The following is a 14,787-nucleotide window of genomic DNA, read 5'->3' as shown; positions in this document are numbered from 1 at the left end:
ATCAGATAAGAAAGTTGGTAGGAACGTTTTGTCGTCCTGTATTGCCCCTCGTAATGTGGACACATCCCCATTGTACGCAAACTTGGCCGGAATTATATGCGTTTCTGCGTTTCCGTGCACGATTGCTGCATGATTCTGGGGTGGTCTGGTGGCATTGTGCCACGCGTCCCTGTGTCCCCCAATCGTTTTCTGCGTTTTTAGCCCCGATTTTGGGTCGTTCTTTTTGAAGATTGGTAAGATCACGCCACATTCTTTCAGTGGCTTGGTGTCGCGAATGAACCGTTCGGGCAACAATACCCTTGAAAAATCGCGAGAAACAGCGACAGATAAGACAACCTCATTTTAACGAATTCGCCCCCCCCGAGTCAAATTTTTCCTGCCATGCCTGCCTACGACGAGTGCTGCATACTGATTCCCGCATCCACGCTGGAGGATTTCCCATCGGATGCGACCGATGCGGATGCCCGCAGTTTGTTGGCGGCTTGGACCGTGCTGTGGCACCCCGAACTGATCGCCAAATCGGAACAAACACCGGCCTGGTACCGGGCGGACGGGCCGCCCGAGATCGATACCGGGCACCGTGTGATGGCCGTGCCGAACAGCAGCTTTTCGATGTTGCCCGACGGTTTCGAGCAGAAATGCCGTGATGCGGACGGCGTTGTTTGGGTTACGGGCGACACGCGGCAAGCGATGCTTCAGTCCCTTGGGTACGATGCGGATCCCGCTGAACCAGCGGCAGCATCGCTACAGGCGGAGCATCGCGACATCAGCATCGACGACTTCTTCGCGCTCGGGTACGCGATGTTGCAGGTCCAGGTGATGACGAGGCGACTTCGCTACACCAGCAACCTTGATGAGGTCTATTTTCAATCCTGTGTCGTTCGAGCTGCCCAGTCGTTCGTTCAAGGTGACGCGGAAACGGCGGTCGCATCGATGCATGACGCGTTTGACGCTTTGGCCCAAGAACGCGACCACTATTTTTCTTCCGATCCCCATCTGATTGATCTGACGTTGCTTTCCCAATCGACGCTCGATTGCTTTTTCGAATCGTTGGCAAGTATCGGGGTTCGTGTCGATCCGCTGGGCCAGCAAACCGACGCGGACCCCGATTCGGCCGGTAAGGATTCAGCCGGTGAAAATGGCGTCTTAGCGACGCCCGTGAACGTCTTGATCGATGCGGCCATGGCAGCCGAGATCCAAAAACTTGGTGAAACGAAACTTGCGTTGCTGCGGGACCGCTTTTCGCAAAAGCGGCTGGGATGGGCGGGTGGCGGCCCATCGGGTGATGTGGGTTTGGCGACGCAAACCTACACCGGCGCCGAGCGATTGTTGGTCGATGCGTTCGAGCAAACCACGTTGGCCCTTGGAGTTCGGCCGCCGGTTTACGCTCGTTACAGTGGGTCGACACCGGCCGATATGACGAAAGTGATCGCCGCGTTGGACGTCGCCGGAATGATTTCGATTGACTTCGAGAACGGTACGGGGTTTGGCGATGAGGCCAAGGTGGTCCAGAAACATGGCGGCGGCGAATTGCATACGCTGGCAGCAAAACCAATCGATGCATCGAGTTCGACTCCGTTCTTGGCTTTGGGCTCGCGGTTAGGCGAAGCGATCGATAGTGGGGAAATTGCAACTGCACTGTTGGTCCATTGGCCTGGTCACCAGGGCGACACGCTGAACGACATCCGCCGAACGGCTTCGTGGAGTCTGGTGCTCGGACGCTTTTGGACCTTGGAAGACTTCTTCCGCACGGGCGAACAGCCCTATCACCACAACGCCGACCATGCAGCCGCCAGCCGAGCGGATGTGGAATTAACCGCGTCGGTCGAACGGGGTGATGCAAACCCGTTGTCATCGCTTGCGGACCAGGTGACGGCGTCGATCGAAATGCAGAACGAGACCCAGATGCGAGCGATGATTTGTTTGGCGTCGGGCCAAGCGGCGGTGGGAGAGGATTTGAACGCCGACTTGTTACGCGCACTCGGGCTTACCCGTTCTGAGAATCCCTCGAACGTCGCCATCATCAACCCGATGCCGTGTCCGCAGCGATGCAACGTCGAAATCCTCGGCAGCCCGCATCACGACAAACATGTCTATGCGGCGAGTGGCTCAGGGAACCAATCCGTCGTGACGACCGACGTTTCCGCCTTCGGTTTTTCGGTGGTTCGTAACGAAGCAACCGGTACCGCCAGCGGCCGTTCGTTGGGCCGGCGTATGCGAGATTTGTGGTCCGCCGGTGGTTGGTTGGGTGGCGGCAAACCAATGGTGGTCGATTCGATACTTCAAAATGCGTTTATGGAAGTCGGCATCGATCCCGAATCGGGTGGGATCAAGGGAGCCTACAGCGGTGGGGCCCGCGGCAACCGGTTCTCGATGCGGTTGGTCTGCGTTGCACCCTCGGGTGATCGGAAGACCAAGCTGGATTCGTCTGCGAACGCTTCGGTGATGAAGTGTGACAAGATCAAGACCCTTGTTTCTCGTATGGATTTGGGTGAGATCCAAACGACGGGGTCGATCTTCAGTGCCGGGGGCGACAAAGTGGCCAGCTACGAATTGACCTACCGGCTCGAACGAGGCAGTCGCTTTGTGCAGGTCCACGGTCAGTTCGACGCGCTCACGAGATTCAGCGAGGATCCCTGGCAGCACTATCTTGCCGCACGGAGTGCCGTCGCAGCCGATGCGGTGATTCCCAAGCTGATCGTTCGTGACAAGCTCCATAAAGCGACGAGCCGTCGAATGGTCGCGCCGCTTGGCGTGGTGTTGGACGAGGCCGAACGTCAAACGCTGATCGCAACGGCCGGACGCGCCTATCACCGACGCGTCGGTGATCGTTTTTTTGACACCTTGCTATGCGTTCGAGGTGAAACTCGAAACGAGTTCACGTTGCATTATGGTTTCGAGGTTCCGGATCCCGTCGGTGCCGCTCGCTCGGTGCTGGTCGATCCAATCGTGACGCCCGTCGAGCCGGTTGATTTGCAAGCGGCTCGAGGCTGGTTGATCCATGTGGCTCCAGCGGAAGTGCTGGTCGCTGATGTCAAAGTGGCTGCCGACGACAGCGGACGATTGTTCGCCGTGGTCCGGTTGATCCAGACCCGTTCGCGTGGTTGCACGGCGTCGCTGCGATTTTGCCGCAGCGTTGAGCATGCCGTCAAACGGGACGACATCGTCAATCAACCAGTGAGTCGGTGGCGAGAGTTGCTTTCGGAAGCAGCGGAGGCGAGTCCCTTGCTGCTGGATTCCGACCGAGTGCAGATTCCCATGGGATCCCACGAAGTGGTTGATTTGGTGATTGGGTTCAAGGGAGGGGGGTGATGGAGTCGAGTGGAGCAAAGCCGATTCTGACGTTCAAAGAAGCCGCGCTACGCAGTGGGTTGGTCACGAGCAAGAAGTGGAAGCGTGCCGTGGCAATCGCCGGTTCAAGCGAAGAAGCCGAAGTGGCCGATGCGCTGATCCGATCGGGTGACGTGACCGAATACCAGTCCAACCAACTTCGCGGCGGGCGGACCAAATTCAATCTCGGCCCCTACTTGATCACCGGCTGGATTGGCCAAGGAGGTATGGGCCAAGTGTTCAAGGCGGTCCACAGTGTGATGGGACGCGAATGCGCGGTGAAGACGTTGCCGCTCGAGAAGTTGACGGCCGAATCGCGAGCGGCCTTTGTTCGCGAAATCCGACTGCAAGCCGGCTTGGATAGTCCTTATGTGGTGCGGGCTTACGACGCCGGTCAAGATGGTAGCGTGCATTATTTGGTCGTCGAGTACGTCCCCGGCACGGACCTCCGACGTTTAGTGCGCAGCAACGGACCGCTGACGATGAACCACGCGGCATTGGTTGTCTCGCAAGCTGCGATGGGACTGCAATACGCACACGACCTCGGTTTGGTCCATCGCGACGTGAAGCCTGGAAACATCTTGGTCACTCCTGATGGGCATGCGAAGGTTTCGGATATCGGTTTGGCCGGATACAGTTTTGGTGGCAAGGATGACCCTCGAGCGGGCAAGATAGTTGGCACGGCCGATTACTTGTCGCCCGAACAGATTCGTTGTCCCTCGGCAGTGGATCCGCTCAGCGACATCTATTCGCTTGGGTGCACCCTGTACTATGTCGTCACGGGCAAGGTGCCCTTTCCGGGTGGTGACGCGAAATCAAAGTGTCGTCGGCACTGCGAACAAACGCCTTGGCATCCACGCAAGTTTAGCCCTGAGTTGTCCGAGGACTTTGTGGACGTGATCGCGGACATGATGGAGAAAGATCCGGCGAAGCGAATCCAATCCGCGACCGAGGTGGTGGAGCGATTGGAGCCCTGGTCGACGACGGCGCTGGAGTTTGTCGATCGACCGATTGATCGACGATCGTGGACGCAGCCGCCCCCCCCCAAAGAACCTCCGCAGAAGGAGTTGGCCGCAGGCCGCGAGAGTGGTGAGAATTCGGAATCGGCTCACTCCGGTGGTTTGGGTCTTTCCGATGGCCAGTCCGTCCCCGGCTCGATGTCCTCGGCGAACCCCGTCATGGAACCCTTGCTCGAATCGTCGCGGCGGCCGAGTCTGCTGTTGCCAATCTCGTTGACCTTGGCGATTGCTGTGCCGATCAGTTTGCTCTTTGGAGCGATCTTGGGTGTCGTCATCAACGAATGGCTTCAGAGATAGCGGCGTTAAGACGCAGCCCTCGACATGCGGGCTGCGGTGAGTTAAATAGGTTTGCAGTCCTACCTTCGTTTCCTTCCTGCAACCTTCGGAGCATGTCCTCACATGGCTCGTCATCAGAACAACTCTCGCCGTGACTTTCTCAGGACCGCCGGTGCGGCGGTGTCGATTCCCTATGTGATTACATCCAGCGCCTTGGGTGCCGGGGATGTGCCGCCGGCAAGCGACCGGATCGTGATGGGTGGTATTGGCATTGGTAACATGGGCCGTGGCGATCAAGGTGCGTTCCTTGGTCGAAGTGATGTTCAATACGTTGCCGTTTGCGACTGTCGCAGCGATGTTCGGGATGCTGCCAAAGCGAAGGTCGACGAGAGGTATCAAAACGCTGATTGCACCGCCTATGGCGATTTTCGCGAGCTTCTCGCCCGTGCCGACGTCGATGCCGTGCACGTTGCTACCCCCGACCATTGGCACGCGATCATGGTGGTGGAAGCATGTCGAAACGGGAAAGACGTTTACTGTCAGAAACCGGAAACGCGAACGTTAGCCGAAGGGCCGGCGATGGTCGCGGCGGCCAGGCGTTATTCGCGCGTGGTTTCCGGAGGAAGTCAGCGGGTCTTGGAAGATTATCGCGACACGGTCGAACCTTGTTGGAATGGTGAAAAGGGGACGATCCGATCGATCAATGTGAACGTCGGCCCACTTTCGCAGCCCTGCAATCTACCCGCCGAGTCGGTTCCTGAAACAATGGACTGGGAAATGTGGCTCGGCCCGGCACCATGGGCCCCCTACAACAAAGCACGTTGTGATGGCAATTTCAGCACCGGTGGAGGCAGCTGGCGATCCTACATCGACTATTCAGGTGGTGGCATGACCGACTGGGGCGCCCATCATTTCGGCGGTGCAACGTTCGCGATCGATGTGCGTGAAGATCAGCCCGAAGAAGTCATCTACCATGACGAATCCGATCGCAAGTACCTATCGTTTCGATATCCCAGCGGCGTGATGTTGCATCATAACAAACCTAATACCGGAAACCTACAAGTCGAAGGTACGCCGGGCGAGAAAATCGCCGGCAAGCCGCTGCCGTCTTACAAGGGCCATGGCGGTATCTATGGCGACTTCATCGAGTGTGTGAAAACCCGTGAAAAACCGTTCCGCGATATCGAATTGGCCGTCAACACCGTCGCCCTCAGCCATTTGGGAATCATCGCTTACCAGCTTCGACGATCACTGCGTTGGAACGCGGTGGAACAGCAATTTGTCGATGACGCCGAAGCGAATCGGTTCCTTGACCGGGCACGCCGCGAACCTTGGCAACTATAGACATCGGGATCGATCTTTTTTGCAATCAACGATTGCCTTCTGTTTCAAGACACATAGTAAAACAAACAACCGAAAGACTGAATATGTTGGATCAAGCCTTTGAAGCCCTGCTGACGTTTGATTGGGGGAGCGACCTCAATGCGGTGAAACCGATTGATGAAGCGATCGTTGCAACGACCGGTGACGCGGCGGCACGAACCGAACTCGAGTCGCGGTTGGTTGAAGTTCTGAACCGTGATGTGTCACGTGATGCCAAGGATTATGTGTGCCGAGCTTTGGCCGTGATTGGAACCGCGATATCGGTGCCAACGTTGGCTGCGATGCTAAGCGATGCCGAGCTTTCGCACATGGCCCGTTACGCACTTCAGCCGAACCCTGCACCCGACGCGACCACAGCGCTTCGCGACGCGCTGCCCAAAACGTCGGGTGTGATCAAGGTTGGCGTGATTGGATCTCTCGGCGCGAAGCACGATGCTGAGAGCATTCCTATGCTTGCCGGGCTGCTTAACGATGCGGACCCGAGGATCGCGCGCGCTGCTGCAATCGCACTCGGAGAGATTCGAACTCCAAAATCCGCCGCCGTGCTAACCTCCGCGAAGTCAGACGACGTGACCGTGGCCCTTGCGATCACCGATGGTTCGCTATCGTGTGCCGAATCGATGCTGGCAGCAGGGAACAAGATGGGTGCGCTGAAGGTCTACAAGACACTGATGGCGAACGCCGATTCACCAAAGCACATCAAACTTGCTGTCACTCGTGGCATGTTGGCATGTGCCGGAAAGTAGTCACGGCGTTGGAGCACCGCCTTCACGCTGCATCCCCTTCGCCTCCCATTGACGAAAACCGAAGAACCGTATCAATGAAGCTCACCTCAGCCATCCTGGCGATCCTGCTTGGTGTTGCGATTCACACGGCCGCAGGGCCAATCGCGTTCGCCCAGGATGATGCCAGCAGCGATTTGGTCTCGATGGTTATCGAGTTGTTGGCCGACGATGACCCTGAAATGCGGGCCTTGGCACTCGAGCAGGTTCGTACCACGGCCGCGGGAGAGGTCGCGACGGAGCAGTTTGCGGCTCAGTTGCCCAAATTAAGCGGGGACGCTCAGGTCGGTTTGATCCGAGCTTTAGCCAAGCGGGGCGATGCCGCAGCTCGGCCCGCGATCCTCGAACGGATGGCGGGTTCCAGCGATTCAAAGGTCGTCGAGGCAGGGATCGAGTCGTTGGGGTGGCTTGGCAACGTCACCGATGTGCCGACCTTGATCAGGTGGCTCGGAGATGACAATCCATCACAACGTGAGGCGGCTCGGCGTAGCCTCGTGCGTTTGCAGGATGCTGCCGTACCCGCAGCCATCGTTGGCGGGATCACGTCGTCGTCGGCTCCGATGCAAGCGACACTGATCGGAATTCTCGCAGAGCGACGAGCACTCGATGCGATTCCCGCGATCCTCGACGCGGCGACAAATGGAGATCCCAGCGTTCGTGGAGCCGCGATGGTGGCGCTGGCGGAACTTGCGGGACCCGAGCATTTGACGGGGATGCTCAAAGGCGTTCTCGCGGCCGAGCGTGGGCGGGAGCAGGAGGCAGCGGAAAAGGCAGTGATGGCCGTTTGCAATCGGATCGAGGATACCGGCGAGCAAGCAACACCACTGCTCGATGCGATCCGCGGTTTTTCTGCCTCCGAGCAACTCGTGCTGTTGCCGACCGTCGGCCGTGTCGGCGGGAAGCAAGCGTTGGCGGACGTGATGTCAGCGGTGAGAAGCACCGACCCAGCCCGGCACGCTATCGGTGTTCGTGCTCTGTGCAACTGGCCGAACGCATCGGTTGCACCCGAGTTGATTGATTTGATTCAGTCCGGGCTGCATGATGAACATCGAATCAGTGCGACGCGAGCTTTGATCCGTGTCGCTCCGCTAGCCGATGGCCGCAGTGACCTCGAAAAATTGGCCTTGCTGCAACGGGCGATGGAATTGAGCGAGCGGGATACGGAACGGGCGTTGGTTCTCAAACGCGCTGCCGCCGTTCGCATTCCGGAAAGCCTGAGGTTTTTGTTGCCCTACACCGATCTGCCTAAGAGTGCCGAGGAAGCTTGCTTGGCAATTGTTGAGCTTGCCCATCATCGATCCCTTCGTGAGCCGAATCAGGTTGAGTTTGAGGTCGCGCTGAATAAAGTGATCGCAACGAGCCAAGACGCGACCGTCGTTGATCGAGCCCGCCGTTACATTAAGGGCGAAACCTGGGTTCGACCGAAGTAGTGACGAGATTTGTTATCTCGATCTCGCTCCACCCTTTTTTGCTTCCCATGCGGTCACGAAACATGCTTGTGGATCTTTATCCCATCTTCCGTCACCTGGTGGCTGTCTTGCTGTTATGTTTGGCTGGCACCCTTTCCGCTCAAACGCTTCCCAGATCCTCGGATGTTACCGCGATAACAGTGCCTGCGATGAAGTGGTCCGATGTTTCGCGTCTCGGTCGGCCGTTGGCGAAAGACCCAAGCGTGATTCGCTATGAAGATCGATACTTGATGTACTTCTCGCTCCCACCATTTGACCGCCGTATGGCAAAGGCGGATGCGCCCAAAGGCTGGTCGATCGGAATTGCGGAAAGTACGGACCTCAACCAGTGGGCCAAAGTTGCCGAGTTGTGGCCTGCACAGTCGTGCGATCAAAACGGGCTTTGTGCTCCGGGCGCGATCGTGCTTGGTGGCAAGGTGCATCTGTTCTACCAAACCTACGGAAACGGGGCCAAGGATGCGATTTGCCACGCCATTTCGGATGATGGGGTCCACTTCACACGTGATCCAAGCAACCCAATCTTTCGCCCTAGCGGTGACTGGAATGCTGGCAGGGCCATTGATGCGGAGGTGTTTCCCGTTGGGGACAAGCTGATGCTTTATTTCGCAACCCGCGACCCGGGCATGAAAATCCAAATGGTAGGTGTTGCTGCGGCGGATCTCGCAAGCGACTTGAGTCGCGAGCGATGGATCCAACTCACGGACGGGCCCATCTTGAAGCCGGAGTTGCCCTGGGAAGGTCATTGTATCGAGGCACCAACGGTGTTGCGTCGTGGCGAAACCCTCTACATGTTCTATGCTGGAGATTACAACAACGGCCCTCAGCAAATTGGTGTCGCAACCAGCCGCGATGGTATCGCTTGGAAGCGGATGTTTGATCGCCCGCTGGTTCCTAACGGTCCTGAGGGGCAATGGAATGCTTCGGAGTCAGGGCATCCGGGCATTTTTGTGGACCAAGACGGTGCCACGCATTTGTTTTTTCAAGGTAACAGCGATCAAGGTAAGACGTGGTGGCTCGCACGTGTCGCAATTGAATGGGTCGATGGCCGCCCCGTGGTCGCGGCGTTGCCGGACCGGCCGCCTAAGCCAACTCGCTCGCCATCACAATGATACCGACGACGGTCAATCGACTTCGCTGTTGCGATCCCGTCTTGGAAGTGCCGCCGCATCAACAGCCTGACAGCAAGTTCTGCTGTGATAGGTATCGACTGCTTGGTTTCCAGTCGTGGGCAGAGGTTATCGATAAGTCTGTCCAAGGAACGCGGATGCTGCGCGTGGGATGCAACCCAGAATTCACAGCGGATTTGATTTGCATCGAGCGAATCGGACCGATAGAGTACGTGCTGAACGAAGCCAACGATTAGGCATTCCTTCCGTTGACTCGTGCTCAAAGGCCTCGCCACGGTGATTGTGGCTGTCTCACTCCCAAAAAACACTGCCATGAACTGCATCTTGGATCGAATTTGTTTGGTCGTCGTTTCGTCGATGGTTTTCCTGTCGAACGGGGCCGTGCTGGCCGAAGACAATGGCTTCGTCCCGATGTTTAATGGACGGGACATGGCTCAATGGGAAGGAAAGTCGGGGTGGTGGAAGGTTGAAAAGGGGTTGTTGACGGCGGAGAGTACCGTCGAGAAACCCTGCACGCGGTCACACTATTTGTACTGGACCGGTGGCGAACCGGCTGATTTTGAAATGCGCTGTCAATTTCGCATTTCGGCCGCTGGCAATTCAGGGATCCAATTTCGAAGCGAGCGGCGTGAAGATTGGGATACGTGGGGGTATCAAGCGGACATGGATGGCGCCGGAGTCTACATGGGATGTTTGTACCAGCACGAACGTGGATTGGTTGCCGAGCGTGGCCAGAGCGTGTCGATTGATGCGAAGGGCCAGAAGACGATCGCGACGTTTGCCGAGGCGGCTAAGTTGTTGCAGGTTGTCAAGCCGGAGCAGTGGAACACTTATCGCGTGATTGCGAAGGGTTCCAGGGTGTCACTTTGGATTAATGGCGTGAAGATGTGCGAGGCGGACGACGTCGAGCCGCGATTGGGGCTTCGCAAAGGCATCATCGCCTTGCAAATGCACCAAGGCCCGCCAATGAAAGTGGAGTACAAGGACTTGATGATTCGAGTCGATGACCGTACCGACGATTGAGATTGCCCACAAGGAACCACAGGAAACCGACCGCGTGAGCCCATTGACCAAAATCGAACATCCGTTGATCGAGCAGCATCTCTGCACGGTTCGGGATCAGTCGACTCGATCGAGCGAATTTCGTGCAGCGATCGGCCGTTTAGCGATGCTCGTGGGAGTCTACGCGACCGAAGACTTGTTGACGCGGCCCTGCAAGGTCCAAACCCCCATCACGGAGGCGGATTGTCACGAATTGGCCGTCCGTGTTGGCCTGGTGCCCATTTTGAGGGCCGGACTCGGGATGGTGGAGCCGCTTCAGCAGTTATTGCCTGACGCGGCGGTATGGCACCTCGGGCTGTATCGCAACGAAGAAACCGCCGAGCCGGTCGGCTACTATGACAAACTGCCGCAGCGCGGAGCCCCCAACGTTGCCTTGGTACTCGATCCCATGTTGGCTACCGGCGGCAGTGTCGATTTGGTGATTCGACGGTTGATCCGATGGGGAGTCGAGGAAATTCGCATCCTCAGTGTGATCGCGGCACAAGTCGGCATCGATCGCGTGTTGCGAGATTTTCCTCAAGTGAAAATTTATGTGGCGGTGGTGGATCCCCATCTGAACGACCAGTCCTTCATCGTTCCGGGGCTTGGCGATGCGGGGGATCGCATCTTCGACACGCCTCAAGGTGCTTGAGGGCCGAGGGCTATCGTCGGTGGCGAGTTTGCTACAATGGAGTCCTCGCCTACCGTCTTTCCTCCCACCCACTCGGAGCAACCTCTTGCTTGGAACAACGACTTTATGCAGGCCACGGATTCTCTGCATTTGCCTTCTTCTCGTTGCCTTCACTTGTCATCACGCCTGCTCGCAGGAGACGGTCTTGGAATCCGCCCGCAAGATTCCCGTTGCCTATGACGTGGATGTTGTCGTGGTGGGTGGAACGACCGGTGCCGTCAATGCGGCGATCTCGGCTGCAGAACAGGGGGCATCGGTCTTTTTGGCGGCACCGCGGCCGTACCTTGGCGAAGATGTTTGCGGCACGTTGCGGCTTTGGCTTGACGCGGAACAGGTACCGACAAGCGATCTTGAAAAGGCGCTTTTTCAAGTCGAAAAGCCAAATTCACTTTGGTCAAGCGGCATGCCGTTCCGCTATGAAGCGGATCAGACTAGCGACGCGGTTCATCGGGACACGTCGCCACCAACACGTTTGACGGATAAGCAATACACGAGTGCCGCAAAGCATTCCGTTCAATACTCCGACGATGTCGAGCTCATCGCGGACCTGCAAGGCAATCAACGCGTCAAGCAGTTGCACCTGTTAGCATACCAACGCAACGGTGTTTTTGAGGTTGCCGATGTGCAAGTTTGGACCTCTCCCAACGGAACGCTTTGGCGCGATCTTGGGACGATCAAGAACGAGATGCTCGGCTTAGGAATTTCCGAGGACACGCCGGTGGATTTGTCGATGACGATCGAGCAGCCCTGCCGGTTTATCAAACTATTGGTGCGAAAGTCCGAGCGAGCCGAGCGGATGTTGCTTGGCGAATGGGTGATCGTTGGCGATGACCCCGTGGTAGAAACGACCGTGAAAAATCAACCGCCAACTCCGATGCAGGTGAAGTATGCACTCGATCAAGCCTTGATCGATGCCGGGGTTTCCTTTCTTTACGGATCACTGGTGACGGATGTTTTGCATGATGAGAACGGTCACGTAGCAGGTGTGGTGATGGCGAATCGCGCTGGGCGACAAGCCATCAAGGCCAAGGTGGTGATCGATGGGACCCTTCGTGCGACGACCGCACGAATCGCCGGCAGTTCCTGCGATCCGTATCCGAAACAACCGCAGAGGTTTGAGCGAATTGTCGTCGGAGGCGAGCCCAAATCGGCTCCAGGTTTAGTGGTCAACAAAGCGGAGGTTCCCTTCTTTTCGGCCGCAGGTCCACACGATGTGTTCGTCTACTCGATGGACGTTGCCATGGCCGATGCCAGCTTCGCATCCTTCGCCGAAGCGGAACAACAGTTGCGTGCGGTTACCTTTGATTCGGCATTGGTCGACGAATCTGATTTCCTGTTCCAACTGCCTCCCGACCCGATTCGGTCGGACGCTCCACAGCAACTCGATTCGTTCGATCCCGCCACATTTGATCTGCGGGCTTGTCAGCCAAGTGGTGTCGCGAACTTGTACGTGCTTGGTGGAGCCGCAGACGTATCGCGGACCGTTGCCGCCCAATTGGTTCGCCCGTTGAATTGGATGCGATTGGGGGTTCGCGTTGGCGAAGCGGCGGCAAAAGAGGCACGAGAGCGGCAAAGCATCCGCACCGTGTCGATCAGGGCCAAGTCCGATCCCAACGCGAATGACCTGGTTGAGGTTCATGAGTTCTTGCAAGGGGTTCGTCCGACCGACCAAAACCGTCCGACGATCGCTTCCCCTGACCGAGGACTTCCAATTCTTGGGCACTATGATGTCGTGGTTGTGGGGGGAGGCACCGGTGGAGCGCCAGCGGCGATTGCGGCTGGCCGGCGTGGCTCAAAAACGCTTTTGATCGAGTATCAAGATCACCTCGGTGGTGTCGGAACCCTTGGGCTGATCAGCAGCTACTATCACGGTTACCGCAAAGGTTACAGCAGTGAAGTCGACCAGGGCGTCGAAGCACTTGGCGGCCCGGATCGGCATGGCGGCTGGAACCCGGTCACGAAGCGTGAGTATTGGCGACGCGAAGCTCGAAATGCCGGTTGCGACATTTGGTTCTCGACGCTCGGTTGTGGCAGCGTCGTTAGCGGTAACTTCGTCAAGGGAGTGGTGGTTGCTACGCCGACGGGCCGTGGTGTGGTGATGGCGAAAACGGTAATCGACTCGACGGGGAACGCGGACATCGCGGCCGCCGCGGGAGCGGAAACCATGACCACTTCGGCGGATCATGTTGCCATGCAAGGCACCGGATTGTCACCTCGAGCTTTGGGAACCGGCTACACAAACACCGACTATTCCTTTGCCGACGAATCGGACCCGGTTGACCAATGGCGGATGATCGTTTCGGCCCGTGAAAAATACAAAAACAGCTACGATGTGTCACCCTTTGTCGATTCTCGTGAACGACGTCGGATTGTGGGTGAAGTGCTGATCACGCCGTTGGACCTGATGAACGGACGAACCTACTTCGATACCATTGCGATGCACCAAAGCAATTTTGACACGCATGGTTTTACGGTTCATCCTGTCTTTCTGATCAACTTTCCCGACAAGAAACAGATGACGGTTCCGGTGCCCTATCGAGCACTGTTGGCAAAGGGGCTTGATGGTATCTTGGTGACCGGCTTGGCCATCAGCGCCCATCGTGACGCCATGCCGATTTTACGGATGCAGGCCTGTATCCAAAACCAAGGCTATGCAGCCGGTGTTGCGGCATCGATGGCAGCCGAGCAAGATACGTCGCTGCGATCCATTGATTTGTCCGCACTGCAACAGCATTTGGTCGAGATCGGTTCACTGGAACCGGAAGTGCTGAAGCAACAAGATTCCGCACCACTCACTCGCGAAACCGTCGCGGCTGCCGTCTCGTCGGTGACGCATGACTATCAAGGTTTGTCGGTACTGCTTTCTCAGAGCGATACCGCCTTGCCTTTGCTTCGTGATGCTTATCAGTCATGTTCCGACAGCGATGACAAATTGATTTATGCCAACATTTTAGGGATGCTTGGCGATCCGGCGGGCAGCCAAACGTTGATGAAAAGCATTGACGAGTCGGGTTGGGACGAGGGCTGGAACTTCCGTGGGATGGGACAATTCGGCGGCAGCATTTCGAGACTCGATTCCCATCTGATTGCACTCGGACGCTCCGCGGATCCCCATGCGCTCGACACGATCCTTCGAAAGCTCGAAACGCTTGATGCGTCCGTCGAGTTTTCCCACCACCGAGCGGTCGCGATGGCGCTGGAAACCCTGGCCGATCCTCGAGCAGCCAAGCCGTTAGCGGACTTACTTGCGAAGCCTGGAATGACCGGCTATGCCATCACGGACATTTCGGCGACCCGAGAGGTACCCGGTGACGAAAAGCGATCGCAGCCGCTTCGTGAGATCATTTTGGCGAGGGCGCTTTACCGTTGCGGCGATCAAGACGGTGTGGCGGAAGCGATCCTACGAACCTATCAAAATGATCTGCGAGGTTTGTTTGCGCAGCATGCACAAGCGGTATTGCAGCAATCAGCTTACATCGATTGAGTAAGAAACAGACTGCGCACGTTGGAGTCGTAGGCTTTAGCCGATTCAGCAAGGTCCTGCCGCAATCGGCTAAAGCCTACCACTCCAACGAATAATCCGGGCTAGGGATTTCGTTTGTCGTTGGTAGCCAATGCTTCGTTTCCTTCGTGGTAAATTCCTCGGTTCACCGTTCTTCTTCAAGCAGA

Annotated in this window: 10 protein-coding genes; all 10 read left to right on the top strand. The window is 57.2% G+C overall.

Going from position 1 to position 14,787, the window contains the following annotated elements:
• The first annotated feature begins 381 nt into the window (after nucleotides 1–381).
• The 10 genes from Poly41_RS30570 (at nucleotide 382) to Poly41_RS30525 (ending at nucleotide 14,602) form a co-directional block, all read left to right on the top strand.
• Nucleotides 382–3,312, top strand: a complete 2,931-nt coding sequence (locus Poly41_RS30570; RefSeq protein WP_146531169.1) for a hypothetical protein — start codon at nucleotides 382–384, stop codon at nucleotides 3,310–3,312.
• The gene (locus Poly41_RS30565; RefSeq protein WP_146531168.1) at nucleotides 3,312–4,646 is read left to right on the top strand and encodes a serine/threonine protein kinase; all 1,335 of its coding nucleotides are present in this window, start codon (nucleotides 3,312–3,314) and stop codon (nucleotides 4,644–4,646) included. The genes Poly41_RS30570 and Poly41_RS30565 overlap by 1 nt, the downstream gene beginning before the upstream one ends.
• Nucleotides 4,647–4,748: 102 nt before the next feature.
• Complete coding sequence (locus Poly41_RS30560) at nucleotides 4,749–5,969, top strand: Gfo/Idh/MocA family protein (RefSeq protein ID WP_146531167.1); 1,221 nt, start codon at nucleotides 4,749–4,751, stop codon at nucleotides 5,967–5,969.
• An 83-nt stretch (nucleotides 5,970–6,052) separates the two neighbouring features.
• Nucleotides 6,053–6,754 carry a HEAT repeat domain-containing protein gene (locus Poly41_RS30555; protein ID WP_146531166.1) on the top strand — a complete coding sequence of 234 codons (702 nt, stop codon included), beginning with the start codon at nucleotides 6,053–6,055 and terminating at the stop codon, nucleotides 6,752–6,754.
• Nucleotides 6,755–6,828: 74 nt separating this feature from the next.
• Entirely contained in the window at nucleotides 6,829–8,220 is a 1,392-nt protein-coding gene (locus Poly41_RS30550; protein WP_197231873.1) for a HEAT repeat domain-containing protein, read from the top strand.
• A gap of 188 nt (nucleotides 8,221–8,408) precedes the next feature.
• On the top strand, nucleotides 8,409–9,368 hold the full coding sequence (locus tag Poly41_RS30545; protein WP_146531164.1) for a family 43 glycosylhydrolase: 960 nt from the start codon (nucleotides 8,409–8,411) through the stop codon (nucleotides 9,366–9,368).
• Nucleotides 9,365–9,622 carry a hypothetical protein gene (locus Poly41_RS30540; RefSeq protein WP_146531163.1) on the top strand — a complete coding sequence of 86 codons (258 nt, stop codon included), beginning with the start codon at nucleotides 9,365–9,367 and terminating at the stop codon, nucleotides 9,620–9,622. The genes Poly41_RS30545 and Poly41_RS30540 overlap by 4 nt, the downstream gene beginning before the upstream one ends.
• A gap of 76 nt (nucleotides 9,623–9,698) precedes the next feature.
• Nucleotides 9,699–10,409, top strand: a complete 711-nt coding sequence (locus Poly41_RS30535) for a 3-keto-disaccharide hydrolase (RefSeq protein WP_146531162.1) — start codon at nucleotides 9,699–9,701, stop codon at nucleotides 10,407–10,409.
• A complete protein-coding gene (gene upp, locus Poly41_RS30530) occupies nucleotides 10,390–11,079 on the top strand; it encodes a uracil phosphoribosyltransferase (protein WP_231616088.1) in 690 nt (229 codons plus the stop codon). Before Poly41_RS30535 ends, upp begins: the two co-directional genes overlap by 20 nt.
• 184 nt (nucleotides 11,080–11,263) lie before the next feature.
• Complete coding sequence (locus Poly41_RS30525; RefSeq protein WP_197231872.1) at nucleotides 11,264–14,602, top strand: FAD-dependent oxidoreductase; 3,339 nt, start codon at nucleotides 11,264–11,266, stop codon at nucleotides 14,600–14,602.
• Nucleotides 14,603–14,787 lie beyond the last annotated feature (185 nt).

The sequence above is a fragment of the Novipirellula artificiosorum genome (genome assembly GCF_007860135.1).
Lineage (GTDB): Bacteria > Planctomycetota > Planctomycetia > Pirellulales > Pirellulaceae > Novipirellula_A > Novipirellula_A artificiosorum.
The sequence above is the reverse complement of the archived record's forward strand: the minus strand, read 5'-3'. Positions and strand labels throughout refer to the sequence as shown.

What these genes read in the sequence shown, in the direction of transcription:
- Poly41_RS30570 (WP_146531169.1), top strand. Translation starts at nt 382, where the DNA reads ATGCCTGCCTACGACGAGTGCTGCATACTGATTCCCGCATCCACGCTG.
- Poly41_RS30565 (WP_146531168.1), top strand. Translation starts at nt 3,312, where the DNA reads ATGGAGTCGAGTGGAGCAAAGCCGATTCTGACGTTCAAAGAAGCCGCG.
- Poly41_RS30560 (WP_146531167.1), top strand. Translation starts at nt 4,749, where the DNA reads ATGGCTCGTCATCAGAACAACTCTCGCCGTGACTTTCTCAGGACCGCC.
- Poly41_RS30555 (WP_146531166.1), top strand. Translation starts at nt 6,053, where the DNA reads ATGTTGGATCAAGCCTTTGAAGCCCTGCTGACGTTTGATTGGGGGAGC.
- Poly41_RS30550 (WP_197231873.1), top strand. Translation starts at nt 6,829, where the DNA reads ATGAAGCTCACCTCAGCCATCCTGGCGATCCTGCTTGGTGTTGCGATT.
- Poly41_RS30545 (WP_146531164.1), top strand. Translation starts at nt 8,409, where the DNA reads ATGAAGTGGTCCGATGTTTCGCGTCTCGGTCGGCCGTTGGCGAAAGAC.
- Poly41_RS30540 (WP_146531163.1), top strand. Translation starts at nt 9,365, where the DNA reads ATGATACCGACGACGGTCAATCGACTTCGCTGTTGCGATCCCGTCTTG.
- Poly41_RS30535 (WP_146531162.1), top strand. Translation starts at nt 9,699, where the DNA reads ATGAACTGCATCTTGGATCGAATTTGTTTGGTCGTCGTTTCGTCGATG.
- upp (WP_231616088.1), top strand. Translation starts at nt 10,390, where the DNA reads ATGACCGTACCGACGATTGAGATTGCCCACAAGGAACCACAGGAAACC.